The sequence below is a fragment of the Pseudomonas sp. 13B_3.2_Bac1 genome (assembly GCF_025466205.1).
Taxonomy (GTDB): Bacteria; Pseudomonadota; Gammaproteobacteria; order Pseudomonadales; family Pseudomonadaceae; genus Aquipseudomonas; species Aquipseudomonas fluorescens_H.
Genome location: NZ_JANLOG010000107.1, coordinates 43,070 through 66,779, shown reverse-complemented (window position 1 = coordinate 66,779; position 23,710 = coordinate 43,070). Strand labels below are relative to the sequence as shown.

At 59.6% G+C, this 23,710-nt stretch carries 27 protein-coding genes; 2 read left to right on the top strand and 25 right to left on the bottom strand.

All coding sequences use genetic code 11. The annotated features are described in order from the left end of the window. Window positions 1-100: 100 nt before the first annotated feature. The 24 genes from NTD85_RS16990 to NTD85_RS16870 all read right to left on the bottom strand — a co-directional run bounded on the left by NTD85_RS16990 (window position 101) and on the right by NTD85_RS16870 (window position 18,801). Entirely contained in the window at window positions 101-397 is a 297-nt protein-coding gene (locus tag NTD85_RS16990) for a phage tail assembly protein (protein WP_003222226.1), read from the bottom strand. Next, a complete protein-coding gene (locus tag NTD85_RS16985; RefSeq protein WP_007964335.1) occupies window positions 394-741 on the bottom strand; it encodes a phage tail tube protein in 348 nt (115 codons plus the stop codon). The genes NTD85_RS16990 and NTD85_RS16985 overlap by 4 nt, the downstream gene beginning before the upstream one ends. 67 nt (window positions 742-808) lie before the next feature. Further along, window positions 809-2,305, bottom strand: coding sequence for a phage tail sheath subtilisin-like domain-containing protein (locus NTD85_RS16980; RefSeq protein ID WP_262142742.1), 1,497 nt, complete (start codon window positions 2,303-2,305; stop codon window positions 809-811). Then, on the bottom strand, window positions 2,305-2,484 hold the full coding sequence (locus tag NTD85_RS16975; protein ID WP_103484531.1) for a DUF2635 domain-containing protein: 180 nt from the start codon (window positions 2,482-2,484) through the stop codon (window positions 2,305-2,307). Before NTD85_RS16975 ends, NTD85_RS16980 begins: the two co-directional genes overlap by 1 nt. Further along, entirely contained in the window at window positions 2,481-3,065 is a 585-nt protein-coding gene (locus tag NTD85_RS16970) for a hypothetical protein (protein WP_262142741.1), read from the bottom strand. The genes NTD85_RS16975 and NTD85_RS16970 overlap by 4 nt, the downstream gene beginning before the upstream one ends. A 172-nt stretch (window positions 3,066-3,237) precedes the next feature. After that, the gene (locus tag NTD85_RS16965; RefSeq protein WP_103484529.1) at window positions 3,238-4,266 is read right to left on the bottom strand and encodes a phage tail protein; all 1,029 of its coding nucleotides are present in this window, start codon (window positions 4,264-4,266) and stop codon (window positions 3,238-3,240) included. 9 nt (window positions 4,267-4,275) lie between these two features. Next, window positions 4,276-4,488 (bottom strand): tail protein X, encoded by a 213-nt coding sequence (locus NTD85_RS16960; protein WP_201135671.1) that lies wholly within the window; start codon window positions 4,486-4,488, stop codon window positions 4,276-4,278. Further along, complete coding sequence (locus tag NTD85_RS16955; protein WP_262142739.1) at window positions 4,481-4,864, bottom strand: phage tail protein; 384 nt, start codon at window positions 4,862-4,864, stop codon at window positions 4,481-4,483. The genes NTD85_RS16960 and NTD85_RS16955 overlap by 8 nt, the downstream gene beginning before the upstream one ends. Continuing rightward, the gene (locus tag NTD85_RS16950) at window positions 4,864-7,107 is read right to left on the bottom strand and encodes a phage tail tape measure protein (protein ID WP_262142738.1); all 2,244 of its coding nucleotides are present in this window, start codon (window positions 7,105-7,107) and stop codon (window positions 4,864-4,866) included. Before NTD85_RS16950 ends, NTD85_RS16955 begins: the two co-directional genes overlap by 1 nt. Window positions 7,108-7,235: 128 nt before the next feature. Continuing rightward, window positions 7,236-7,817 carry a phage tail assembly protein gene (locus tag NTD85_RS16945; protein WP_262142737.1) on the bottom strand — a complete coding sequence of 194 codons (582 nt, stop codon included), beginning with the start codon at window positions 7,815-7,817 and terminating at the stop codon, window positions 7,236-7,238. A 152-nt stretch (window positions 7,818-7,969) separates the two neighbouring features. Beyond that, window positions 7,970-8,476, bottom strand: coding sequence for a phage major tail tube protein (locus tag NTD85_RS16935; RefSeq protein ID WP_027611059.1), 507 nt, complete (start codon window positions 8,474-8,476; stop codon window positions 7,970-7,972). Then, a complete protein-coding gene (locus NTD85_RS16930; RefSeq protein ID WP_103484524.1) occupies window positions 8,476-9,642 on the bottom strand; it encodes a phage tail protein in 1,167 nt (388 codons plus the stop codon). Before NTD85_RS16930 ends, NTD85_RS16935 begins: the two co-directional genes overlap by 1 nt. A 2-nt stretch (window positions 9,643-9,644) precedes the next feature. Then, window positions 9,645-9,830 carry a hypothetical protein gene (locus tag NTD85_RS16925; protein WP_262142735.1) on the bottom strand — a complete coding sequence of 62 codons (186 nt, stop codon included), beginning with the start codon at window positions 9,828-9,830 and terminating at the stop codon, window positions 9,645-9,647. A gap of 101 nt (window positions 9,831-9,931) precedes the next feature. After that, entirely contained in the window at window positions 9,932-10,150 is a 219-nt protein-coding gene (locus tag NTD85_RS16920; protein WP_262142734.1) for a hypothetical protein, read from the bottom strand. Further along, entirely contained in the window at window positions 10,147-12,954 is a 2,808-nt protein-coding gene (locus NTD85_RS16915; RefSeq protein ID WP_262142733.1) for a phage tail protein, read from the bottom strand. Before NTD85_RS16915 ends, NTD85_RS16920 begins: the two co-directional genes overlap by 4 nt. Next, the gene (locus NTD85_RS16910; RefSeq protein ID WP_262142732.1) at window positions 12,955-13,590 is read right to left on the bottom strand and encodes a phage tail protein I; all 636 of its coding nucleotides are present in this window, start codon (window positions 13,588-13,590) and stop codon (window positions 12,955-12,957) included. It abuts the gene before it with no gap. Next, the gene (locus NTD85_RS16905; RefSeq protein WP_262142731.1) at window positions 13,587-14,582 is read right to left on the bottom strand and encodes a baseplate J/gp47 family protein; all 996 of its coding nucleotides are present in this window, start codon (window positions 14,580-14,582) and stop codon (window positions 13,587-13,589) included. The genes NTD85_RS16910 and NTD85_RS16905 overlap by 4 nt, the downstream gene beginning before the upstream one ends. After that, the gene (locus tag NTD85_RS16900) at window positions 14,579-14,911 is read right to left on the bottom strand and encodes a phage baseplate protein (RefSeq protein WP_003222189.1); all 333 of its coding nucleotides are present in this window, start codon (window positions 14,909-14,911) and stop codon (window positions 14,579-14,581) included. Before NTD85_RS16900 ends, NTD85_RS16905 begins: the two co-directional genes overlap by 4 nt. 14 nt (window positions 14,912-14,925) lie before the next feature. Next, window positions 14,926-15,534, bottom strand: coding sequence for a phage baseplate assembly protein V (locus tag NTD85_RS16895; protein WP_262142730.1), 609 nt, complete (start codon window positions 15,532-15,534; stop codon window positions 14,926-14,928). A 3-nt stretch (window positions 15,535-15,537) separates the two neighbouring features. Beyond that, window positions 15,538-16,059, bottom strand: coding sequence for a hypothetical protein (locus NTD85_RS16890; protein ID WP_262142729.1), 522 nt, complete (start codon window positions 16,057-16,059; stop codon window positions 15,538-15,540). Between the two features lie 73 nt (window positions 16,060-16,132). Then, window positions 16,133-16,474 carry a phage holin family protein gene (locus NTD85_RS16885; RefSeq protein ID WP_003222183.1) on the bottom strand — a complete coding sequence of 114 codons (342 nt, stop codon included), beginning with the start codon at window positions 16,472-16,474 and terminating at the stop codon, window positions 16,133-16,135. A 134-nt stretch (window positions 16,475-16,608) separates the two neighbouring features. Further along, a complete protein-coding gene (locus tag NTD85_RS16880) occupies window positions 16,609-17,037 on the bottom strand; it encodes a tail fiber assembly protein (protein ID WP_262142728.1) in 429 nt (142 codons plus the stop codon). A gap of 96 nt (window positions 17,038-17,133) precedes the next feature. After that, window positions 17,134-17,550 (bottom strand): tail fiber assembly protein, encoded by a 417-nt coding sequence (locus NTD85_RS16875; protein ID WP_262142727.1) that lies wholly within the window; start codon window positions 17,548-17,550, stop codon window positions 17,134-17,136. Window positions 17,551-18,066: 516 nt separating this feature from the next. Next, window positions 18,067-18,801, bottom strand: coding sequence for a helix-turn-helix transcriptional regulator (locus NTD85_RS16870; RefSeq protein ID WP_262142726.1), 735 nt, complete (start codon window positions 18,799-18,801; stop codon window positions 18,067-18,069). Window positions 18,802-19,010: 209 nt separating this feature from the next. Here NTD85_RS16870 and mutS point away from each other — a divergent pair, with 209 nt between their 5' ends. Then, window positions 19,011-21,593: a DNA mismatch repair protein MutS gene (gene mutS / locus NTD85_RS16865; RefSeq protein WP_003222179.1), complete on the top strand. Its 2,583-nt coding sequence runs from the start codon at window positions 19,011-19,013 to the stop codon at window positions 21,591-21,593. A 163-nt stretch (window positions 21,594-21,756) separates the two neighbouring features. After that, window positions 21,757-22,080, top strand: a complete 324-nt coding sequence (fdxA, locus tag NTD85_RS16860; RefSeq protein ID WP_003222178.1) for a ferredoxin FdxA — start codon at window positions 21,757-21,759, stop codon at window positions 22,078-22,080. Between the two features lie 611 nt (window positions 22,081-22,691). Here fdxA and rpoS read toward each other — a convergent pair. Then, complete coding sequence (gene rpoS, locus NTD85_RS16855) at window positions 22,692-23,699, bottom strand: RNA polymerase sigma factor RpoS (RefSeq protein ID WP_103486013.1); 1,008 nt, start codon at window positions 23,697-23,699, stop codon at window positions 22,692-22,694. Window positions 23,700-23,710: the final 11 nt, after the last annotated feature.

The window sequence follows — 23,710 nt, the reverse complement described above, 5'->3', positions numbered from 1 at the left end:
TGCGCGTGCTCCAGCGATTCGCGGAGCACATCCAGTGGCCTGGCCATCATCTGTTCGGGGTCAACCTTCCAGAACCAGGCCAGGTCATAGGCGACTGCGATCAGGTCGGTGATGGCTCCGACGCCGCACTCATGAAAAAACTCGCAACGGCCCAGCTCAGCGCGTTGAGGTCAGCCAGATCGAGCTGGTTGACCGACGACGGCGGGATGCCGGCGCACACGGCGATGTATTTGGCCGCCACGTCCATGTCGAGGCTGACTTCTTCGCTCTTGTCGATCTTGTACGGCAGCGCCTTGATCGCTCGCACTTCCTGCACCGTCGGGCGGCGCAGGACGAGTTCGGTCAGGGGCTCGCCGTGAGCTTCGATCGCAACCTGAAGCTTCACGGCGCCGCTCATTGCCAGGTCCCCTTGATGCCTTCGAATTTCAGTTCGATGGTGGCGTCATCCCCCTTGGAAACCGGTTCTTCGACCAGATAGGCACCGGCCAGCACGTAGACTTTGCCGTTGCTGAATTCGCAGGTGACGGTGATGTCGGTGCCTTCAATCAGCTTCTTCAGCGGGAAGTCGGCGGTGTGCAGCGCGGTCACTTTGAACGACGGCGCAACGTCGGTTTCCTTGTAGAAGCCCGGTACGACGGTTTCGCGTTTGACGGCCATCAGCGGGGCTTCGCAGCCGCCGTTGATAGTCAGTTGTGCACCGTCGACTTTGACGTAGCAGGTGCCTGCAATCACTTGACCCATGGTGTTACTCCCTTCAAATAAAAAAGCCCACCGAGGTGGGCTGAATGCTTACGGCCTAACGCGGCGATCAGGCCGCGTCGTCGTATTGCAGACGGAATTGGTTGAGCAGTGCGAACACGCGCAGACCGTTGATGTAATCCGGCGGGAACAGCACGTTCACGCGGCTCGGGTCCTGCACGTCGCGCTCGACGATCAGGTGCTCGGCGAACAGCTCGGCGTTCTCCACGTGGCCTTCCAGTTCCAGCTTGGCGTACTGCGCGATCAGCTCGCCGCGAATGGTCGCTGGCGTCACGATCGGCTGACCGGCGCCGAAACGGGTGCCATCGGAGGCCAGTTTGTGGCGCCCGTATTTGCTGGTGATCACGCTTTGCAGACGACGCACGATGAACGCCGACTGGTGCATGGTTTCGCTGTCCAGGTAGGAGTTGTCGGCCTGACCGTAAGCGTTCTTCTGGTAGGTGGTGATCGAACGCTGGATGCGCACGTAACCGCCTTCGTAGTACGCGGTGGCAATGCCGTAGTTGAGCAGCGACTGACGCTCAGTCAGGGTGAAACGCTCGCTGGCCGGTGCCGGATCAACGCCCGGCAGGCTGCCGCTTTGCGTCGGACGGCTGGCATCGGCGGAGATGAACACCGCGGTGCGCGCAGCCAGTGCGGCAGCTTGTACCCAGAACGGTTGCGGTACGCCCGGCTCCAGCGCCTGAATGGTCATGTGCTGGTCGTTGCGGCCCTGGCCTGCGGCGACCAGAGTGCCAACGGTGCCACGCTTGGCGCTGTAGACGTGACCGAACAGTTGCTTGGCCCACGACCAGCGACCGGTGCTGTCATCCATCACCGCTTGCCAGGTGTTGAGGGTCGACAGATCCGACCACGGCAGTGCGATGAACTCGAACGGCTCGTCGCCCAGTGCAGCCACGGCTGCGACCTGGTCAGGCACACCGGCACCACCGGTCATGGCGGTGATCGCGGTGGTCAGGCCGGCCGGGGTTTCTTCGCCGTTGCTCTTGCCCAGGCGATTGAACTGCAGGCTGATGTCGTTACCGCTGTCGCCGGTCCACTTGGCGCTCAGGGTCACTACACCTTCGGCAGCGGCAGCGCTCACCGGCAGATCGGCCGTGGCGTTGATTTTCTGTGCCAGTGCGGTGGCTGCCTGAGCAGCGGTGGCACCGTTGACCACGGTGGCCTGCACCCGCACACCAGCGACGTACAGGTTGAGCACGCCAGCCTGAGTCGCAGTGCCAGTCAGGGTCAGCACGCCTTTGGCGATCGCGCCTTCAGTGTTGTGCAGCGGCAGGCACCAGATCTCGCCGATCGGGTCGGCCTTGCGGAAGGTCTCGTACATCGAGGCGAGCATCGAGCCCTGACCACCGATGCTTTTTGCCAGCGCGACGCTGGAGACCAGCACCAGTTTGCCGACTTCGCTCGGGGCGATATTGTCGTTGACCTGAGCGACGATCAAACGGCGCATGGTCGATGTCGCGCTATTAGCGGCCGAGTTGTCCATTTCGGCATAGAACAGCGGTACACGAATGTCCGCGGGGATGTTGCTGAATCCGATCGCCATTATTTGGCTCCCTGTGCTTTGACTTTTACGGTTTTGATTGTGATATCGCCGTCGGCCAGACGTCGGCGCCACCAGGCGCTGTCCAGCACTTCACGGCCTTCGAGGGGCAGCAGATCGCCCGCCTCCGGGTCAGGCACGGCACGGCCAGCGGCCGGCAGTACGGTGATGCGATTGCTCATGGGGTTACGTCTCCAGAGAAAGTCAGTTCCACGCGCCCGTCAGGGCCCGGGTGTTTCAGATTGGGGTCGGCCGGGTCGATCGCATCGACCCGCACGGTGACCCCGGTAAAGGACGACAAACCGTCCAGTTCACGTTCGTGCCAACTCTCCGCAGGCTGACTCGGCAGATTGCGGCCGAGCTGGAACTCGGCAAAAAAGCGCAGCCGATAGAAGGCCCGGCTGCTGTTGATCGAGACCATCTCGCCGCCGTCGTAGACGATGGCGCTGTAGTCATTGCCCGGCTTGAATCCCACTAGCGCGCGCCACAGTTCGGCGCGCAGGTCGTGCAACAGATCCAGCGCTTTTGTAGCGTCGGTTGCGTCAAGCGCGAGGACGACTTCGAAGCGGTCACGAATCGGTTGGGTGGTGAGGTTTTGTGCGGTGCTGTTGCTGGCGAGATCCGCCAGGGGCAGCACGTGGGCCGAGGGTGTTGGCAGATCGGCATTGCCTTGCAGCAACGCCAGATCGATGCCCACCGCAATGTGATTGGCAAGGCTTGGGCATTGCCCACGCAGTTGCGTGAGGATCGGGGTGATCTTCATGGTTGTGTTCCAGAGTTGAATGAAAAGCGGTCTGCAGAACACTGCAAAACCTGTGGGAGCTGGCTTGCCAGCGATGGCGGTGGATCAACCGGCATCTCTTTTGAATGGGCTGGCCTCTTCGCGGGCAAGCCCGCTCCCACAGGGATCTTCATCGCAGTGACAAAGCGGGGAATCAGTCCTTGGCTTCGGCTTTCGGATCGAGGCACGCGGCATCGATCACGCAGCGATAGCTGTTCTCGCGATTGCCGCTGGCGGTGACTTTTTCGATCGACCAACGCCCACGCATGAAGTCCGGCCAGGTCTCATCGAGCAGCACCAGACCTTCGGCCGCCAGCAGTGGATTGCCGGGACAAGTGATTTTCACCTTGTACTTCTGGCGGAGCATCTTGCGCACTTCGCCCTCGCCGACGGCGATTGCATCGGCTTCAGTGGGTTGCTTCTGGCGGAGGGTCTTGAACGGCGCGATTCCTGTTTCAACCCAGCGCAACACACCTGCAGCGCCATCCCAAAAACAGGTCTTGCAACCCTTGGTCTGCTCGCGGGCAGACTCCTCCAGCGTGGCGCTGACGAACGCGTGATCGCCGGGACGGTTGTTGCTGGTCACCGACAATGTCACGTCCGCCAGCACCTGGCCCGACAACGATTTGGTCTGGCCGGGACGGGCCAGCACGTACACGTCGTTGTAGGGTTTGGTCACCGCGTTGTACTTTTTCGCCAGGCGCGTCAGAAAGCTCATGTCGGTTTCGTTGGACTGGTCGACGTGCTCAATCCTGATCATCGCCACCTCGGGCGCAACGCGCGGTGAAAAGCCATGGCTCGATACCAGATCGCGAAACAGCGAACCCAGTGTTGTCGGGCCATGACTGGCCGTGCGACGTTGCTTGAAGCCCGTCTCGTCATCCTTGCTGAACGGCGCCGCCGTGGCCACCAGCGTCAGGCGAAACGGGAACAGCGTCGGCGTCAGGCGCGTCACTTTGAACTGGCCCTTGTCGACCATTCCCGATTCCAGATAACCGACCTCAAGGCCGATTTTTCCACCCAGATTCGGCAGCCCTTCGAGGCCTTCAAGATCAATCGTCAAGGTCAATTGATCGGACTCGAAACCGGCAGCGTCGATGTGCTCCCAACTGATCAGGCGTTGATTGAGCAGATCCGCGTTTGCGCCGTAAATCTTAACGACCGGCGTAAAACCCAGTGTCATGCAACCTCCTTAATCCCAGGCCGTGAGTGGTTTGATCGTGGCCGGTTTCGAATCGAGCTCCGGCAACGTGACCCAAACGCCCGCGGGCAGGATCGGGCCGTGCTCGGCCAGGGTCGGGTTGAGTTTCCACAGAGCTTCTTCGGCGGCGTCATCACTGCGCCCGGTTTCGCGGTAGAGCAGCAGATTCACCGAATCACCGGCCATGCTTCGGACCTTACGCATTGTTGAACTCCGCTAGCTCGATGACCCAATCGACGACCATTGCCGTGCCGTCATCGATGATCTGGGTTTGCGTTTCCTGAACCGAATTGATCCGCCACAAACCCCAGTTGCGACCGATGCCATCGATCAATGGCAGTGGTATGCGCAATGCCTGCAAGGTGCGCAACTCATCGAGCCGGTCCATGGCTACGGCGTACATCGACTTGCCGGTGATGGTCAGGGTTTCCGGTTTTTGCCCGGTCTGACTGGATTTGGGTTTACTGGTCAGGATCTGTATTTCGGCCCAGCCACCGTCGGCCTTGCGCAGCAGCTGGTGGTACGCAAAGTTGCGCGACAGGCCGAAGATGAAACTGCCCAGTGCCATTTGTTGTTTCATCAGGCGACTCCATCGGTGAGGGCTGCGTCACGGCGGGTGGCGAGAGCGTTGGTGCCTGCAGCGGGTGTGAATGCGGTATCGAAATGGTTGCGCATGACCTGCGAAACCACATCGCCGATTTTTTCGGCATTGAGCGCATCACTGCCGCTGATCTGCACCAACGGCGAGTAGGTGTTATTGGTGAGTAGCGTCTGTGCGCTGGACAGATCCTTGGCCACTTGCGCGGGGGGCGCGAGTTTGTCCTCGGCAGGTTTCCCCCATTGTTCCCCCACATAGGAGCCGAGCATTCCGCCCAGAGTGCCGCCGATGAATGTGCCAATACCAGGTGCAATGAACGAGCCGATCGTGGCGCCAATCGCAGTTCCAGCCAACTCGCCGGCAGCACCTTTGACAGCTTGATCATCGCCGTCACGCCAGCCCTTCAAACCCGCGTAAGCGGCATGACCAATCGCCAGCGGCGCGCCCATCTTGAAGGCGGGCAATGATTTGACCAGCGGCGGTAGAAGCTTGGATTTGGCACCCTCGACCAGCGGCATGAGCTTGGCGGTCGCGCCGTTGAGCCAACTCGGGCGCATGCTTTTGGCCATCTCACCGACCATTTTCACGCGGGTTATCGCATCGTCAAACATCGGGGCGATTTTGGCCGTCATCGTGCTCAAACGTCCGCCTCGACCGGCGCCAGAGGAAGGAACACGAGACCGCGCGCTGGAAGATGCGCGTCGACCGGCGCGCTTTCTTTTAGGCCCCTCGCCGCCGTCGTCACCGCCATTGATCACATCGGCAATATCGGCGGGCAATCGCGCCGTCGCCAGACGCAACAGTTTCGAGTTGACCGCATCCAGCACCGAGGCGACCCCGGTCTTCAGTACACCACCGACGAACGGCATGGCGGCCACACCGGCAAGTGTGAGACCAGCCGCCAGAAACGGCAGTGCTTCAGCCGCTGAACTCAAGCCATTGACCACAGCCGTTAGCGACACTGCCAACGCGTCAGTCACGGGCGCGAGTGCATTTCCCACCGCTGTCGACAAGCGATTAAGACTCGCATCCAGCGCATTCCAGCGCCCTTGTGACGTATCGCCAAAGGCTTCGGCCGTTTTCGTCGCGGCACCGCCGCCGGAACCCAGCTCCGAGGTTGCATATTGGTGCTTGTCGGACACTCGCGTGAAGGCTGTCTTGACGTCGTCGGGCTTCTTCAACAACTCAAGAATGCTGGTACTGCTCTCGCCAAACAGCGTCTTCGCTGTGGCTGCACGTTCGGGTACGGATTGTTTAGCGAGCGCCGCGAGCACCGAATCAATGGCACCTGGCGCATCCGTGCGCATCTTCTCAGGTAACGAATCGGGGTCCAAGTGCAACCGGGTCATCGCCGAACGCTGTTCGGTTGACGCCGCGTTTCCTTTGCCGAAGACCGACGTAAAGCTCTTCAATGCCGCAGTGGCACCGTCCTTGTCGGCCCCGCTGTTCAACAGCGCAGTGGCAAACGCTGCCACCTGTTCCGGTGTCATTCCCGATGCAACAGCACTCTCGCCCGAGCGTTGTACGACCGCGCCGATATCGGCAGGCTTGGCATCCAGACCGCTGCTGCCCAGGTAACTGACCGCATCGGCCAGATCCTGTCCCTGGTATCGATCCAGCTTCAAGGAGGAACGCCAGACCGCGAGCATTTCCCCCGCGGCCTTGACGTCAATCCGGAAGGCTGTGGCATTGATCGCCGCGTCGCCGGAATACGCTCTTAGCTCTGTCGCTCGCTGATCACCCTTGGCGCCGTCGGCAATACCAGATCGCGCCCCGACCTGCTGGATTTGCAACAGATCCGCACCAGTCGCGCCACTGGCTGCAACTGATCGCTGAGTCGCGAGTTCGAGGGTTTGCTCTGAATGCGCTTGAAGCTGGTCTTTGTTGAGCCCAATCAACTGATTGAGCTCAACCAGCGCGGTCTCGTTAGCCATCGCCGATTGCAGCTTTTTCGGTGGCGGACGCTGCTCGATTTCCGCCTTGAGTTTTGACTTCGGCTCACTGTTGGCGGCTGGTGCTGCCGCGACGACCTTGAACAACGATTGCTGGCTGACCAGCAGCTCTCGCAGCTTGATCTGCTCCTGAGTCAGCAAGCGAATATCCACGCTTGCCAGGGACAATGTCAGGTTCAGATCCTGTAGTGATTTGCCGAGGTTGGTCGGCAGCGCGTCCGCCGTATTGCCACTCTCACCGGCGTATGCGAGCGCATATTTACTCTCTGCCATGCCGCTCTACTCCTGTTTCACGCCAAGGCGAGTGATCGCTATGTCGTAGCGGCGCAACGCCTTTTCGGCGTCCCATTCCAGAATCTCCGCTTCACTTACCGGGTAAATGAGCGGGACGATATCGAGGATTACTTCGATGTCGCGTTCCGAAAGTAGGCCGCCGGCTGGTTTAAAAAATCGTCGATGCGCACCTGCAACTGGGTCCAGTCCGGGACGCTCAAATGGGCCAGATCGGGGATCATCAGACCGGTGCAGTGGGCGGTGATGAACTCGGCGCGTTCCTTGGCCGTTTTCAATTTCTTCATCACTTTGGTGGCGCGCAGTGCGGGCATTTCCAGCGACAGCGAGGTCACGGTGCGACCGGTCACGGCGAGCGGTTGCAGCAGTTGCACTTCGTCAGGATCGTCGGACTTTTCCGCGTCCTCGACCTGCTCCAGAAAGTACGCCGTCGGACGGGTCGACATCTCGTGCACGTATTGGGCGATGCTCACGTAGTCCGGGCGTTTCAACTGGTCGAGTTCCTTGACCGACAGGCCGGTGGCGAGCAGCGCCAGTTCGAAGAACTGATCGTCTTCATCATCGCCGGCGCGTTCCAGCGCTTCTTTCTGTGCGGCGTAGAACAGCGGCTTGAGCTGGATCTGTTCGATCTGCGCGCCGTCGTCACCGCTGATCGGCGACAGCAGGTCATGCTTGGGTGGCATCCACGACATGTATGAATTCCTTGGTGATTCGTTTAGATCCACTGTGGGAGCGAGCTTGCTCGCGAAGGCGTCGGGTCAGTCAACATCAATGTTGAACAACAGACCGCTTTCGCGAGCAAGCTCGCTCCCACAGGGTTTTGTAATTGCCTGTAAGCCGGGGGTTACGGCATCAGCACCGCACGACGCGCATCACCGAGGATGTCGACGCCGTTGAGCACGAATTTCTGGGTGCGCACGTCGATGTCGATCACCGGCACGCCGTTTTCCAGGCGGTTGTAGGTGCGGCAGGACAGCTCCAGGTTGGTCTTGGGCTTCTCGCCCATTTTCACTGCGGTTTCTTCAAGGGATTTCAGCTTGCCGCCGACGGTGTGGTAGGTGAACCAGGTGTTGCCGTCCTGATCCTGACCGGCTTCACGCACGTTCAGCAGGATGTCGTCGCCCAGCTTCACGCCCAGTGCGAGCATGACTTCTGCGCCCATGCCTTGCAGGGTCAGCTTGGCGTTGAGCGCTTTACCGCCCTTGGCCATTTCTTCGACGATGAAGCGGCCGCCACGCATTTCTTCCACGTCGAATTCGATCTTCGGCGGAGTGAACTCTTCCACGGTCGCCGACAACGGCAAACCTTGCAGGGTGGCCGCGATGGCCTGTCTTACGCGGTTGGTAAACATTAGAGAACGTCCTCCAGGAACTGCTCGATGATTTCATCGCGGGCGTTGAGTTGATAAACCATGTGTTCGTTCGGCGCGTAGCGGCCATAGTCGATGACCACGTACCAGGTGCCGTTCTTGTACTTCTCGACGCTGTTGAGTTCCGGGTGCAGGTAGACGCTGCCGCCAGGAATAGTTTCGTCGGCGACCAGGGTCTGCAGCCAGTCGTTGATGCGCTTGACCTCTTGATCCATGAAGGATTTGGTCAGGTTCTTGGCCATGGCTTTCTGACCGGCCTTGACCAGCTTGCGGCTGATCGCATCTTCGAGGCCGACGTAGCTGATGAACTTGCCGGTGATCGAACGGTTACCCAGCAGCGAGAAGCCGCCGAGCACAGTGCGGGCGTAGTAGCTCACGCCGTAGCGGTTGAGCAGATCGCCTTCGGTGGAGGTGTCGAGGATGTTGTATTCAACGACCCGGGACACGTCTTCGGCATAAGTCACCTGGTTGCCCGGGCTCTCCCACTGCTTGACCTTGGCCAGTGCGGCAATCGCCAGGCTGGACGGCGCGAGGAAGACATTTTTCTTCGCCGCTTTCGAGTACACCGCCGGCATGTTGTGCACCACCAGGCAGCGGTCGAAACCGAGGTCGGCGCCGCCCAGTTCCTGGCTGTAAGCCACTTGATCAGCGACCGAAGCGTCTTTGCCGTCCAGTACCACACGGGCCTTGATACGCTTGCCGAACGAAGCGAACTCGCTGGCCACCGCTTTGGTGCCGGTGAAGCCCGGCGCGCCGATGATGGTCAGGTCTTCCGGAACACTGCCCAGTGCGGCCAGACCGAGCTTGCGGCCGGTGGTTGGATCAACACCGCCGATCACCGCGTTAACGGTGTCAGCCGGGGTCGCGCCCGCTTCAACGATCACCACATAGACCGGCACTTTCACCACTTTGAGGATCTGGTAAACCGCGTGGTACAGCGTGCCCTCTTCGGCGCCGGTCGGATCGAGCAGCGCGTGAGTGGTGAAGCTGTTGATGCGAAACGGTGCGTTGCGCGGAATCAGCGGATCGGCTTTCGGCGCGGTGCCGACCAGACCGATGACGTTGTCACCCAGGCCACCCATGGCCTCGGGGGATTCAGTGGCATTGACGGTAATGCCGTTGTGCTCGAAGTTCAAAACCTCAGCCATGGTTAGTCAGCCTTCTTGGCAGCGGCCTTTTTGGCCTGGGTGGTAGGTGTTTTCAGTTCAAGTCGACCGGCGCTGTGCAGCGCGTTGGCTTCGACGTCGAGCAGATCAAGGTCTTGACCGACGCTCGACCAGTGCCCACCGCCGGTGGGGAATGGGACGAGCACGGTGTAGGTTTGGCGGGTTGCCATTTTTCGTTTCTCCATAAACGGGAAAGCCCCTCTTGGGGAGGGGCTTGGCGGGTGTTGATTGGTTTTAAGCGGACAAGAAAACGCCTCGGGGTGCGGGGCGTTCAGGAAGGTCGGTCAGTGTTCGATTGGGAGCTGCTCACGGAATCAGGTTGACCAGAGTTGGAAACCGGATCGCCAATAGCCTGGAGCATCGTCGAGAAGGCGATGTAGCGTGGATCCTCATCATCCACTTCAACCACATCTGACCAGTACGTCGGATCCTGGGGACAGGAAAATACCGTCACAACTTTTTCGTCAAATATTTGTACAAACTTGCTCATATCGAATATCCGTTGCAGTACGCAGAGAATGTCGGCCCGCCTGTATTACTGCTCGTTATTACATAGGTTATTTGCGGCGTATCCATGGCCACGTCGTGGTAGTTGACCAACATCAACTGACCCGCATTGATCGAGTTGGTGAAGTTGCTTTGACCTATCCCATAGGCGCCAGTAGACAGGTTGATCGACATCGCACCACCTGTGGTGCTATGCATCCCCAACTCGCCAGAGAAAGACTTTGCGTTGGGCGGCACTACCCCTCCTATCGCCCACGGTGTATTGGCATAGTTCGCCGTTGTGGCAAACATTTGCAGCAATCGGATGTAGTGCCGGCGCCCGTTGACAATGACTGGCAGAAATTGCCCCGATGCATTGGTGGCCACCACTGCAACAAGCGCGGAGGCGATGTAGCCGGAAGGCATAGGTTTCTTGCAAAGCTCGGGCATAACACTTGAAGTAGCATTTACTGCATAGAGTGCAGCCTTGCGTACAACGGGATCGTGGATGACATAGAGCGCTACATAGCCACTGACAGGTGCCGTGCCTGTGTCCATACCGCCTTCGCCTGTTGCCTCAAGATTGATGTTCAAAGAAAGATTCGGCAGTACCCACTGCCGTCCACCCAGCGCGTCTTTGACGATTAATTCATCCGCGGTATAAGTAGCGGTCGCCGATTCTGCTTTCACGATCATCCGGCCGTTGCGAACGTCGCCCGCTATACCCCGGTTGCTGGCCATTACTTGCACATCCGTAGCCAACGCAGCGATATCGATGCTGCCTTGATTGATCGGCGCGTTCCAGGCTTTGATGCACCACATGACGGCGAGGTTTCGCGGGCGCACGGTTTTCCAGTACGAGCCTGTATTGAGGACAGTGACACCAGTGGACGTGTAGTAGATGTCGCCTTTGAAATCAGGTGCCGGATCGGCATCAATCGCGTCGGAGTTTCCAATGCCTTGAACGGCTGGCGCCTCGACGTTGTCACCCTGGATCTTCGTACCGGCCTGGTAACTGCCTACGTTTCGCCCGGCGTCGACTCCACGCCCATGATCCCAGCCGCGCAAAAATTCACCACGTGATTCCGGCAAGCGGAAATTACCTACTCCCTCATTGCCCTTGTTGTAAGTTGTACCGAGAAAAGCCGCCAGATCCGGATAAGTCGCAATGCTCTGCACGCTACCATCCAGCTCCAGATAACCCGGCGCAACGATCCCGGTCGGGAATGCCAGAACCGCCCCCACCGGAACAGCGGATTTGAGCCGTTCGACTTCCTTGGCCAGCGCGGCGACATCGATGGTTCCCTGATTGACCGGGGCGTTCCAGGCTTTGATGCACCACATGACGGCGATGTTGCGTGGGCGTGTTTCGCCGGTACCCAGCGAAATGGCTGGACCGGTCTTCAGCCAGCTGTCCTCACCGGAAGGGTAGTAAGTTGTATTGGTGCTTACGGAGTTTGTTCCAGCAATACCGATAGCTTCCGCTCCGTACGGCCAACTTCCCGCACCGGCACCCATGCCACGTGCACTCTGAATCGACGCAACTGCCGCCGTATCATTCACACCCGTTACATGTGAGTGCCCCTCTGCCTGCATGGACTGCAGACTACCTAGACCGCGCCCCGAATCCACCCCACGCCCATGATCCCATCCGCGCAAGAACTCACCACGCGCCTCAGGCAACCGGAAGTTCCCAACACCCTCATCACCCCTGTTGAACTTGCCGCCCAGATAAGCGCTCAAGTCCGGGTAAGTCGCACTGCTCTTGACGCTGTTATCCAGCTCCAGAAAACCAGGCGGCGGTGCATCAACCGGGAACGCCACAATCGAGCCCACCGGCAACGCCGACGCCTTGGCAATCAACGCTTCAACTTCAGCCTTGGTGTACGAATCCTTGATACCAAATCCGGCCAGCGTCTCGGGGTTCGCTCCCGCCGTCGCCCGGCCATATTCATCAACCGTCAGACTCTTGTAAGTCCCGGCAGCAATCCCGGTTCGCCCGGCCAGCATCTTGAACGCCAACGCGGTAGTGCCGAGGGTGATCGGCGCATTGGTGGTCAGGTGCCACAGCGAATCGCCGTTGGCCGTGCCCTCCTCGACCATCACCGTCAGGCCCGGCGTGACCTTTGCACTGGTATTGGCATCCGTCGCCCGCACCCAGTCGCCATTGGCGACAATCCACAGGCCGTTGTCCTTGGCCAGGGTCTGGTTCGCCAGCAGCACGCGGTCACCGGCAATCACGGCCACGCCGTCGATCTGTTGCGCACCGTTCAACACGATGTTGGTGGAGGCCGCGACGCGCACCGATTGCTTGCCATCGAGTTTGCCGAGTTCTTCGGCGAGGTAACTCATGACCCACGCACGGGTAGCCTTGACCACGGTGTCATCGATCAGCAACGTTACCAGCGATGCATTGCTGGTTTCGAAAATCGAGCGAATGTAGAACTCTTTGCCCGAGCCCGAAGTCGCCAGCACCGGTTTGAACGACTCCGGATATTTGACGATGGCGTAGAGAATCCCGGTGTCGGTCCACAGCCCGGCTTCACGCACATACCAACCGCCAACGTCCGGCGGAATGGTCACTTCGGCAAGCAACCAGCTCGGGTTCTTCTCGTCCTGGAACAGGGCGTTGAGCGGCCCGCGCCAGACTTCGCGTTTTAGCGCGGTGGCGGTCGCGGCCGGGTTGTAGACCGAGCCGCCGCCGTCGCCGACAGAAATCTGCGTCAGCTTGATCGGTGTCCCCGCGGCCTTGCACGCCGTTTCGTAGGCAATCCCTGCGTTGGTGAGCAGGGTGTAATAGTCAGCCATTCAGGCCCCCTGAGGATAAATAGTGGATGTTTCGACGGTGTACATCGCGGCGGCCATGAACGCCTCGCCAGAGGTTTCAAGCCCTTCGATGAACACCGGATAAACCGTCGTCAGCTCACCGCAGAAAGTCGCGGCGGCGATGGAGTGGCTGCCGAATGCGCTCAAGCCAACCGTCACCGAAAGAATGTCTCGCTCGCTCTTGGCATCGGCCAGGCGTCGGTCGAGACGGGCATCGATTTCTGCGCTGTAGGGCTGGTCGCTGAAGGCGCGCACGCTGAAGCTGTAAGGCACGCCGGGCGGCGTCTGTTCGTACCAGGCGCGGACTTCAGGGCGCAGTTGCAAACCCTTGGCTGCGTTTTCCAGCGCCTTGCGAGTGCCGGCCTGCCGCGCGGTGGGCCAGGCCAGTTCGACGGTCAAGCGCTTTTCCGCTTCCGGTGCGCTGGTGCTCCATTCGGCGACACCGCGATCCGCTGCCAGATACGGCAGGAATGCGAGCGGCGTTTTGCTCGGGTTCATCAGTTCGGGGAACGGCGGCGCGATGCGATCAAGCAGCGCACCGAAGCCCAGATCCAGTCCACGTTCGAGTGCCGAGCTGTTGGCCGGCAGCAACGTCGGGCTATGCGTTGGCTCACTCATAGCGTCAGCACCTCGACCTCGACCGCCGTGCAGTACGGCGCCTGAAACGCCGTGGTGACGATCGGCGCCAGCGGTTCAAGAATCTGCAGTTGCACGGCGCCAGCGCTGTGCAGCGTGTAGTCGATCCAGCTCGGGTCGACCCGCCCTTCGAGGCGATGGCAACTGTCGGCGTAGGCCTGCAATTGCTGCTGTGCGGCAACTTTGGTCAGGCCAGAGTCGGGGCCGGAATTGATCTTGGCCAACACACGAATCTTGTAGCGTTGAATGTCGGCAGGCTTGACCGTGACCAGATCGGTTTCCGGTCGCACATCAGGACGGGCGAAGTGCTGACGCACGCCATCGAGCAATGCGGCGGATGGCGTGCCATCACCGTCTCGCGACAACACCGTGACCTGCACCTCGCCCGGCGCCGTGCGGCGACCGTTGCCGTCCTTGATCTGTGCAGCGAGGCCATCAGGGTTGAAGGTGTAGGTGACATTCACCACACCGGCATCGGTGGATTCGACCTTCACCTTCGGCCGCTCACCGAGGGTGAACACTTCGCGGCGATACTGCATTCGCGAGCCCGCTGCCGGGGCATGCGGTGCCAGGTAATAGCGCAGCCGGGCGTCGTCGTCGCTTTCGTAAATCGCGGGTACCGGCGGGAAGGCTGCAGGATCGCCCGGATCGAGCAACTGCCGCTCCAGGCCCATGTCCGCCAGCCGTGCATCGAGGTTGCTGCCGGTCGCCCACCACGCCAGCATCTGCTTGATGCGGGCGTTGTATTTGCGTTCATGAGTTTGCAGGCGTACGCAGAAGGCTTCCAGCGCGAGGGTCAGCAGCTCGCTTTCGTTGTCGAGGCTGGTCTTGAGTTTCGCGGCGCTGTCCGGTGCTCGGGCACCGACGTATTCGACGACGAAGGTCTTGAACTCGGCGAGCAGGTCTTCGAAGGCGTCGACGGTGATCAGCGCCGGTTCGGCCAACTGATTCTGGCCGGGGATCAACATGCTCATGTCACTACCTCGAAGGTCTGTTGACGGTTTTTCCAGGTGCCGGCGAAACGCAGCAGCAGACCGGCGCCCTGACGGCTGGCGACGATCACGCTCGGCTGAAAATCGCTGATCCCGTTCTGCGCGTTGTAGAACGCCTGAGCCGCGTGGCTCTGCGCCAGAAGCAGAACGTCGTCACCGAGGTTCTGCCCCAGCAGCGTAGGGATCAGCGAGCCATAAAGGGGCCTTTTTTGCCGGGTGCCCAGCGGCGTGGTCAGGGCTCGTGTCGCGCGCTGCACAAACTGCAGCCAGTCGTCGACCGTGGCCCCGGAGTCTCTATCGATTCCGATCATGGGAAGCTCTTGATTCAGGGGCTGATGACGCGGCCATGGTGATCCACCAACGGGCCGCTGAAGTGCACGCCCGAGGCGTCGATGCTCAGGCCGACGGCGCCCAGTTGCAGGCTGATCAGCTGTGGCGTCATCGTCAGTTGCGCCGGGCCGATGCTCAGTGCAAGCGATTCGCGAGAACCACTGAATGCGGCCGGGCCGTTCTGCCAGTGCAAAGTGTGCGTGGCGTCGTCGTAGCCGCTTTCGCTGCCGTCGACATGCACCCGGCGCGTCAGCGTCGGTACCGTCGCCGTCGGCGGAAAGCGGTCACTGTTGAGGCCGAACAACGCCACGCTTTGCGCGCCGCTTTCACCGCTGCCGTAGTTGAACAGCAGGCACTGCTCGCCTACGCTCGGAATCCGCGATTCGCTCTGCGCTCCGGCGCTCGGGTTGAAGAACTTGATGGCTGGCGTCAGCAGTCCACCGTGGCTGACCTGACAAGTGTTGCTCGCAGCATCGACGGTCTGGCAAATGCCGATGCGACAAAAACTCTCGGCGCGTCGGTGCAGGTCGTCGATTTCCGCTTCCATCTCGGCCAGCCGCTCGATGATCGGCCCCAGTTGCATGCGCAGTAATGCGTCGAACATCAGTCAGGCCTCCAGCGCGGTGTATTGGTCGGGGTCATCGATGTTGCTGACTTCCCAGGTACGGGCGAATTTCGGCGTACCGAGCGGGTCGTCGAGCAAGGTCGGGCCGAGATAGAGGATCTGGGTGAAGGTCAGCGTCCACGCCTTGAATTGCTGGTCGGCGCGTGTGAGTACTGACGGCAGACCATCAAGGTTCATCGGCAGATCACATTGAGCACCGGGCAGTCCCCAACGGTTGTCGGTGATCAGGTTTTTCAGCACCGCGATCAGATCGCAGGCGGCAAAGGCACTGGCGGAAACTGCCGGAATGACTTGCAGCGATACCGTCATGACGTGGGCGATACGTCCATCTGCGCCGCGTGCGCCCGGTGCATTACGGTCGAAGTCGATCAACGCCCAGGCCTGAGCGCCGGGTGCCGTGAAGTCGTCGTGATTGCCAACTTGCAGATTAAGGCCGGCGCTGTTGCGCAGGGTTGTCGCCATCGCCGTGAACAGCTGCGAAGGCTGCTGGATCGGTACGGGCATGCATTGACCTCCTTTTCAAATGTCCACGCGCAGCCCCGCCGCAGCAGTTGCAGCGAGGCAGGAAAGTGTTGAGTTACTGTGGATCGCGCGGCGGGGGAACTTCGCAGACGCCAATGCGCTTGGCCGCCCAGCGTTCATACAGACCGATGGCCACGTCGGCACCGGCCATGGCGGTCAGGCAACCGAAGGCACCAGCGGCCCAGATGGATAGTCCGGCGGCGTACAGCAGCATGATCGCCGAGACGCCGCAGATCATGCAGGCGCCGGAGCGCAGGGCCAGACGCCGCAGCAATGACCAGCCACGGGCGCCCTCCTTGTCGGCGCGCCACATTTCGCCGGACACCCCGCCCACTACAGCGAGGAGGATGACCAGCCAGATCGGCATGTCCGCCAACGCTTGTTGCTCGTTTGTCATGTCACGCCTCCGGCAGTGTTGGATGAATGGTGTGTGTTGGGTTCAATCGCTTTCTCTTGAGGTAGGCATTCCAAAAAGCCCGGCACAGGGCCGGGCTTTTGAGCAATGCAGACCAATAAAATCACACAGCCGATTCAAACCAGCGGAAAAGGTACTGTCGGCCAAATGATGGTGTACGGGTAACCTGGCTGATTCTTGAAATCGCACACCGCGACGACGTATTGCTTATAAGCCAATAGCGCCGCTTCTTCCTCTGGCGTTGCAATGCCCAAATCCTTCTTGTAATCCACCGGGTTGATGCTCAGCCAGCCTCTGGCATCCGACAACCGTTGAATCGCAAGAACTTTGACTTCAGCGGCCACCTCCTCATAGGTGGGTGCATGCAACTCCCATTGATTGTTGACAAATCTAGCGTTCCATCCGACCACAACTTCGGTATTTCCAGTGGCATCCACCCATTGCCCCCACACGCCATCGGGAGGACTGGTCGGCATCCCCTCATCAGTGTCGAGCACCCGATAAACTTTGAAAGTGCTCAATGAAATAAAGACGTATCGGTTCATGTGTTTCTCCTTGGTTTAAGGTTTCCAACACCCACTGCTCGGTATTTCGATCTCGCGTTCACCGCGCCTGAACGCTGTGAACGCGCCAAGCGCTGTTTATGGAACTTGAGGCCAGGTAACAGTCAGCGGGTAGTCCGGCTGTTTGTTGACGTTGCTCATCGCGATGAAGAACTGCTTGTATTCCAGCAGTGCGGCTTCCTCTGCCGGCGTGGCCAGCCCCAGCTCAACCTTCTGCACCAGCGCCGACGACGCCAGGGTGGTGTTGACTTTGTCGAAACGAATAGCTCTTTCGTTACGCATTTGAACGGCCAACGAGGACGGTTGCCCCCACATATCGCTGTCGGTAAATGTCCAGACGCCGTCGGTGTTCACCGCGTTCCAGGAGTAGTCGATTTTGGGCAATGCGCTGACATCCACCCAGACTTGGTTCGCCGGAAACTCTTCGGTGATCGGGTTAGCGGTTTCAAAAATGTTGTCGACTTTGCCTGCGACAACACGTGCGTACTTCTTCATGCTCATCATCCTTATTGATTGCCGGCATTCCGGCTTTTCGTTTCTGCCCGGGTAGGCATTCCAAAAAGCCCGGCAATGGTTGCCGGGCTTTTCAGTAATGCGCTCCTTCGCCTTCCTTCAAATCCTGTGTTCGAGAAGGAAGCTGACTTTTCGGCGCTACTGGCGCGGTACGAGTCCATTCAAATTGTTTTTCCGACCGCGGTCCCTGCCCGCCGGATAACTGCTTCTGGTGCTTTACGCTGCACACCCGGGTCAGTTGCCAACCCTCTGAACCGTTGAGGCCGGTTCATCGCTGCCTGTTCTTGTGGAACTAAAGAGCTGTTGTTGCCAGCCGCTTTGTCGAGCGGCTTGGTGGCAAGGATATGCATGGATGCATATACAGTCAATGCATAAATGCATTTATTTATGCGCAAGAAATGCACCGACGCATGAATGCCGCATAAATCAAGGCTTTGGGGGTTTTACTCGGGCGAAAAAAAACCCGCCAAGGGGCGGGTTTTCAGTGAAGGGGGAAGTCTATCGAGCGTACATGCCCCACCAGAAGACGTGACCGAGGATGACGATCTGCTCTTCCTGCATGTCCTGGAAGCTGTAGTCCTCGTCCGGATGCTCATCACGATTGAAGCTGCGCAGACGGATGCCGGTCGGCAGGCGATAGAGCTGCTTCACACGCAACTGACCGTTGTGATTGATCGCGTACAGGTCGCCATCGATGATGTCGCCGATCCCGCACTTGCCGGCGTTCACCCCGACCGTGGCGCCATCACGCAGCACTGGCATCATGCTGTTACCGCGCACCGTCACGCATTTGGCCTGGTCGAACTGCACACCGTTGTGGCGCAGGCTGCGCTTGCCGAAGCGCAGGCTAGAGCGTTCGCTCTCTTCGATGACGAATCTTCCTGATCCAGCAGCCAATTCAACCTCGCGAAGAAAGGGCACCGACACCTCGTCGTCATCGACAGGGGTATCGTCGTCCCACAGGCTTATGTCCTTGAGTTCCGCATGCACGTCATCGCGCGCGCCGCCCATCGCTGGTGCGACGTCTGCGCGACCACGCAATTGATCAGTGCTCACATTGAAGTATTCGGCGATCTTCGAAATGTGTTTATCCGAAGGATCGACGATCTTCCCGCTGAGAATCCGCGAGAGCGTTGATTGAGGCACGCCGGTGCGACGGTGGAGCTCCGTAGGGGAGATCCCGTGCTGGTCGAGCAGTGCTCTTAAGACGGAGGATACGTTGCGTTTTTGCATAACGCGCATAGTGCTTGAAGTTTTTTCCGAAGACAAATGCTGATTTGCATAAATCGTGCATATATCACAATTAAACGCAGAAAGTGCCAGCGGACTGTCATGCCTGCGTCAAGCAGACCGCCCATGGTAACCTTGCGCCCATCGCGGAAAAGCCCGGCGGTTGCCCTTGCTTTTGCCCTACATCATTTAACGAGTTACCTGACAATCCGATGAATAAAGCCGTCTCCGACCTGTCCTCCCACACCCCGATGATGCAGCAGTACTGGCGCCTGAAGAACCAGCACCCGGACCAGCTGATGTTCTATCGCATGGGCGACTTCTACGAGATCTTCTATGAAGACGCGAAGAAGGCTGCCAAGTTGCTCGACATCACCCTGACCGCGCGCGGTCAGTCGGCGGGACAGGCGATTCCGATGTGCGGAATTCCTTACCACGCGGCGGAAGGTTATCTGGCGAAACTGGTCAAGCTCGGCGAGTCGGTAGTGATCTGCGAGCAGGTCGGCGATCCGGCCACCAGTAAAGGTCCGGTAGAACGTCAGGTGGTGCGGATCATTACCCCGGGCACGGTCAGTGACGAGGCGCTACTCGATGAGCGCCGCGACAATCTGATTGCGGCGGTACTGGGCGACGAGCGTCTGTTCGGTCTGGCTGTGCTGGACATCACCAGTGGCAACTTCACCGTGCTCGAGATCAAGGGCTGGGAGAACCTGCTGGCGGAACTGGAGCGGGTCAACCCGGTGGAACTGCTGATCCCGGACGACTGGCCGAAAGACCTGCCGGCGGAAAAACGCCGTGGCGTGCGTCGTCGTGCACCGTGGGATTTCGAGCGTGACTCGGCGCTGAAAAGTCTCTGCCAGCAGTTTTCCACGCAAGACCTGAAAGGCTTCGGCTGCGAAACCCTGACCCTGGCCATCGGCGCCGCCGGTTGCCTGCTGGCCTACGCCAAGGAAACCCAGCGCACCGCCCTGCCCCATCTGCGCAGCCTGCGTCATGAGCGCCTGGATGACACTGTGGTGCTCGACGGCGCCAGTCGCCGCAACCTGGAACTCGATACCAACCTGGCCGGCGGTCGCGACAACACCCTGCAGTCGGTGGTCGATCGCTGCCAGACCGCGATGGGCAGCCGCCTGCTGACTCGTTGGCTGAACCGTCCGCTGCGTGATCTGACCGTGCTGCTGGCGCGGCAGACCTCGATCACTTGCCTGCTCGATGGCTACCGCTTCGAAAAACTCCAGCCACAGCTGAAGGAAATCGGCGACATCGAGCGGATTCTGGCGCGGATCGGCCTGCGCAATGCGCGCCCTCGCGACCTTGCGCGACTGCGTGATGCTCTCGGCGCCCTGCCACAACTGCAAGTGGCGATGACCGACCTGGAAGCGCCGCACCTGCAACGCCTGGCAACCACCACCAGCACCTACCCGGAACTGGCAGCGCTGCTGGAAAAAGCCATTATCGACAACCCGCCAGCGGTGATCCGCGACGGCGGCGTGCTGAAAACCGGTTACGACAGCGAACTCGATGAGCTGCAATCGCTGAGCGAGAACGCCGGCCAGTTCCTGATCGATCTCGAAGCCCGGGAAAAGGCGCGCACTGGCCTGGCCAACCTGAAAGTCGGCTACAACCGCATTCACGGCTACTTCATCGAGCTGCCGAGCAAGCAGGCGGAATCCGCTCCGGCCGATTATATCCGTCGCCAGACGCTCAAGGGCGCCGAGCGCTTCATCACGCCGGAGCTGAAAGAGTTCGAAGACAAGGCGCTGTCGGCCAAGAGCCGTGCCCTCGCCCGCGAGAAAATGCTCTACGAAGCGCTGCTAGAAGACCTGATCAGCCAGTTGCCACCACTGCAGGACACCGCCGGCGCACTGGCCGAACTGGATGTGCTGAGCAACCTCGCCGAACGTGCGCTGAACCTTGACCTGAACTGCCCGCGCTTCGTCAGCGAGCCGTGCATGCGCATTACCCAGGGTCGTCACCCGGTGGTCGAGCAAGTGCTGACCACGCCGTTCGTGGCCAACGACCTGAGCCTGGATGACAACACCCGGATGCTGGTGATCACCGGTCCGAACATGGGCGGTAAATCCACCTACATGCGCCAGACCGCGTTGATCGTGCTGCTGGCGCATATCGGCAGCTTCGTGCCGGCGGCCAGTTGCGAGTTGTCGCTGGTGGACCGGATCTTCACCCGGATCGGCTCCAGCGATGACCTGGCCGGTGGCCGTTCGACCTTTATGGTCGAGATGAGCGAAACCGCCAACATCCTGCACAACGCTACCGAACGCAGCCTGGTGCTGATGGACGAAGTTGGGCGCGGCACCAGCACCTTCGACGGCCTGTCGCTGGCATGGGCGGCCGCCGAGCGTCTGGCGCATCTGCGTGCCTATACTCTATTTGCTACGCATTATTTCGAGCTCACCGTGTTGCCGGAAGCCGAACCTTTGGTGGCCAACGTGCATCTGAACGCCACCGAGCACAACGAGCGCATCGTGTTCCTGCACCATGTGTTGCCGGGGCCTGCCAGCCAGAGCTACGGCCTGGCGGTAGCGCAACTGGCCGGCGTGCCGAGTGAAGTGATCGTGCGCGCCCGCGAGCACTTGAGCCGACTGGAAGACACCGCATTGCCGCATGAAGCGCCCAAGCCTGCCATCAAAGGCAAACCGGCCGCTCCGCAGCAAAGCGATATGTTTGCCAGCCTGCCGCACCCAGTGCTCGATGAGCTGGCAAAAGTGGATCTCGATGACCTGACCCCGCGTCGAGCGCTCGAATTGTTATATGCACTCAAGAACCGGATCTAAGCACTAAAGAACCGGATATAACGCAAACGGCTTCAAGCTGTTAGAATCTCGCGCGGTTTGGGATGCTGCTGGCTAATAGCCTGGCTGGCAGACATCGCTCCCGAACCTGGCGACCCCAACCGTGAAGGGGCAACGCTGCCGCCGCCTGAGGAGAAAATTAGAAATGACCTTCGTCGTCACCGACAACTGCATCAAGTGCAAGTACACCGACTGCGTAGAAGTCTGTCCGGTGGACTGCTTTTACGAAGGCCCGAACTTCCTGGTGATTCACCCGGATGAGTGCATCGACTGCGCCCTGTGCGAACCGGAATGCCCGGCCGTCGCGATTTTCTCCGAGGACGAAGTTCCGGAGGATATGCAGGAGTTCATTCAACTGAACGTTGAATTGGCCGAAATCTGGCCGAACATCACCGAGAAGAAAGAATCGCTGCCGGATGCCGAAGAGTGGGATGGCGTCAAAGGCAAGATCAAAGATCTCGAACGCTGATCTGTCGCGCGTTACGAAAAGGCCCTTTGCGGGCCTTTTTGCTTTCCGGGTTTTACTTTTCTACAGGCAAAAAAAGGGGCGGTTTGACCCGCCCACATTTTTTCCCTATTCCCTGTGTTCCTTTTCATCGTCCTGATGAATCGCGTCCTGCGATGTCCATTCCCCTCTTCCTTGAAGGGCGTGTCTGTCCGTCGACACAGTGCTGATACTAAAGAGTTCCCTGCCGAGAGCAATCGGCGTTGCGGGCTGAAAAACCCTGTAATAAGCACTTCACAATAAAAAATAAACTTTTAAATCAAGTAGTTAAACTCGATCACTCTGAGCAATCGACGTCTGCCGTCCTGCAAAAATAGGGAACACTTACGAAAGAGTAAGCCAAGGCTTACACCGTGAGACTACAAACGATGGAAATGCTGACCGTATGTCCGGCAATGAACTTTGTGGCGAGGGAGCTTGCTCTCGCTTGAGTGCACAGCGCTCATGAGTCGTTGGGGTTGCTGCGCAATCCGGCGGGAGCAAGCGCCCTCGCCACAGACAGTCATCAACCAATATCCGAGCAATAAAAAAACCCCGAACCAGTCGGGGCCTTTATGGGCGGTCGTTAAAGGCGCTTACTGAAACAGCGACTCGCTCGACAGGCCATTCTTCTCGAGAATCTCCCGAAGGCGCTTCAGGCCCTCCACCTGGATCTGCCGCACCCGTTCCCGGGTCAGGCCGATCTCCAGGCCTACATCTTCCAGCGTGCTGCTCTCATGACCGCGCAGGCCGAAGCGGCGTACAACCACCTCGCGCTGCTTGTCGGTCAGTTCCGAGAGCCATTGATCGATGCTCTGCGACAGGTCGTCATCCTGCAGCAGTTCGCATGGATCGGTCGGACGGTCATCCGTCAGGGTGTCCAGAAGGGTTTTATCCGAATCCGGACCCAGCGAGACGTCGACCGAAGAAACCCGCTCGTTCAGGCCAAGCATGCGCTTGACCTCGCCCACCGGTTTTTCCAGCAGGTTGGCGATTTCTTCGGGTGAAGGTTCGTGATCGAGCTTTTGCGTCAGTTCCCGTGCCGCCCGCAGGTACACGTTGAGTTCCTTGACCACATGGATCGGCAGCCGGATGGTCCGGGTCTGATTCATGATCGCGCGCTCGATGGTCTGACGAATCCACCAGGTAGCGTAGGTCGAGAAGCGGAAGCCGCGCTCGGGATCGAACTTTTCCACCGCGCGGATCAAGCCGAGGTTGCCCTCTTCGATCAAGTCCAGCAGCGACAGCCCTCGATTGACGTAACGCCGGGCGATCTTCACGACCAGCCGCAGGTTACTTTCAATCATGCGCTTGCGCCCCGCCGGATCGCCACTTTGCGACAGACGCGCGAAGTGAACTTCTTCCTCGGGGGAGAGCAGTGGAGAAAAGCCGATTTCGTTGAGATACAGCTGCGTGGCATCGAGTGCCCGAGTGTAGTCGATGTACTTGTGTTGCTTAAGTGAAGCGGAGTGTTTGGATCTGGAACGAACGGAAGGTGGAGCAGCCCCTTCATCATTCGACATCGAATCCGAATCGATGCCGGTCTCCATAAGGAGAACCTCATCGTCGATGTCAAACTCCGGCACTTCTTTACTGAGAGCCATTGTTATAGTCC

Excerpts from the sequence above, each read along its gene's own strand:
- fdxA (WP_003222178.1), top strand. The coding sequence starts at position 21,757 with ATGACCTTCGTCGTCACCGACAACTGCATCAAGTGCAAGTACACCGAC.
- rpoS (WP_103486013.1), bottom strand. The coding sequence starts at position 23,699 with ATGGCTCTCAGTAAAGAAGTGCCGGAGTTTGACATCGACGATGAGGTT.
- NTD85_RS16935 (WP_027611059.1), bottom strand. The coding sequence starts at position 8,476 with ATGTTTACCAACCGCGTAAGACAGGCCATCGCGGCCACCCTGCAAGGT.
- NTD85_RS16980 (WP_262142742.1), bottom strand. The coding sequence starts at position 2,305 with ATGGCGATCGGATTCAGCAACATCCCCGCGGACATTCGTGTACCGCTG.
- NTD85_RS16975 (WP_103484531.1), bottom strand. The coding sequence starts at position 2,484 with ATGAGCAATCGCATCACCGTACTGCCGGCCGCTGGCCGTGCCGTGCCT.
- NTD85_RS16925 (WP_262142735.1), bottom strand. The coding sequence starts at position 9,830 with ATGGCAACCCGCCAAACCTACACCGTGCTCGTCCCATTCCCCACCGGC.
- NTD85_RS16910 (WP_262142732.1), bottom strand. The coding sequence starts at position 13,590 with ATGAGTGAGCCAACGCATAGCCCGACGTTGCTGCCGGCCAACAGCTCG.
- mutS (WP_003222179.1), top strand. The coding sequence starts at position 19,011 with ATGAATAAAGCCGTCTCCGACCTGTCCTCCCACACCCCGATGATGCAG.
- NTD85_RS16930 (WP_103484524.1), bottom strand. The coding sequence starts at position 9,642 with ATGGCTGAGGTTTTGAACTTCGAGCACAACGGCATTACCGTCAATGCC.
- NTD85_RS16875 (WP_262142727.1), bottom strand. The coding sequence starts at position 17,550 with ATGAAGAAGTACGCACGTGTTGTCGCAGGCAAAGTCGACAACATTTTT.
- NTD85_RS16965 (WP_103484529.1), bottom strand. The coding sequence starts at position 4,266 with ATGACACTGGGTTTTACGCCGGTCGTTAAGATTTACGGCGCAAACGCG.
- NTD85_RS16960 (WP_201135671.1), bottom strand. The coding sequence starts at position 4,488 with ATGCGTAAGGTCCGAAGCATGGCCGGTGATTCGGTGAATCTGCTGCTC.
- NTD85_RS16880 (WP_262142728.1), bottom strand. The coding sequence starts at position 17,037 with ATGAACCGATACGTCTTTATTTCATTGAGCACTTTCAAAGTTTATCGG.
- NTD85_RS16895 (WP_262142730.1), bottom strand. The coding sequence starts at position 15,534 with ATGTTCGACGCATTACTGCGCATGCAACTGGGGCCGATCATCGAGCGG.
- NTD85_RS16950 (WP_262142738.1), bottom strand. The coding sequence starts at position 7,107 with ATGGCAGAGAGTAAATATGCGCTCGCATACGCCGGTGAGAGTGGCAAT.
- NTD85_RS16945 (WP_262142737.1), bottom strand. The coding sequence starts at position 7,817 with ATGTCGTGGATGCCACCCAAGCATGACCTGCTGTCGCCGATCAGCGGT.
- NTD85_RS16905 (WP_262142731.1), bottom strand. The coding sequence starts at position 14,582 with ATGAGCATGTTGATCCCCGGCCAGAATCAGTTGGCCGAACCGGCGCTG.
- NTD85_RS16985 (WP_007964335.1), bottom strand. The coding sequence starts at position 741 with ATGGGTCAAGTGATTGCAGGCACCTGCTACGTCAAAGTCGACGGTGCA.
- NTD85_RS16915 (WP_262142733.1), bottom strand. The coding sequence starts at position 12,954 with ATGGCTGACTATTACACCCTGCTCACCAACGCAGGGATTGCCTACGAA.
- NTD85_RS16890 (WP_262142729.1), bottom strand. The coding sequence starts at position 16,059 with ATGCCCGTACCGATCCAGCAGCCTTCGCAGCTGTTCACGGCGATGGCG.
- NTD85_RS16885 (WP_003222183.1), bottom strand. The coding sequence starts at position 16,474 with ATGACAAACGAGCAACAAGCGTTGGCGGACATGCCGATCTGGCTGGTC.
- NTD85_RS16990 (WP_003222226.1), bottom strand. The coding sequence starts at position 397 with ATGAGCGGCGCCGTGAAGCTTCAGGTTGCGATCGAAGCTCACGGCGAG.
- NTD85_RS16970 (WP_262142741.1), bottom strand. The coding sequence starts at position 3,065 with ATGAAGATCACCCCGATCCTCACGCAACTGCGTGGGCAATGCCCAAGC.
- NTD85_RS16955 (WP_262142739.1), bottom strand. The coding sequence starts at position 4,864 with ATGAAACAACAAATGGCACTGGGCAGTTTCATCTTCGGCCTGTCGCGC.
- NTD85_RS16920 (WP_262142734.1), bottom strand. The coding sequence starts at position 10,150 with ATGAGCAAGTTTGTACAAATATTTGACGAAAAAGTTGTGACGGTATTT.
- NTD85_RS16870 (WP_262142726.1), bottom strand. The coding sequence starts at position 18,801 with ATGCAAAAACGCAACGTATCCTCCGTCTTAAGAGCACTGCTCGACCAG.
- NTD85_RS16900 (WP_003222189.1), bottom strand. The coding sequence starts at position 14,911 with ATGATCGGAATCGATAGAGACTCCGGGGCCACGGTCGACGACTGGCTG.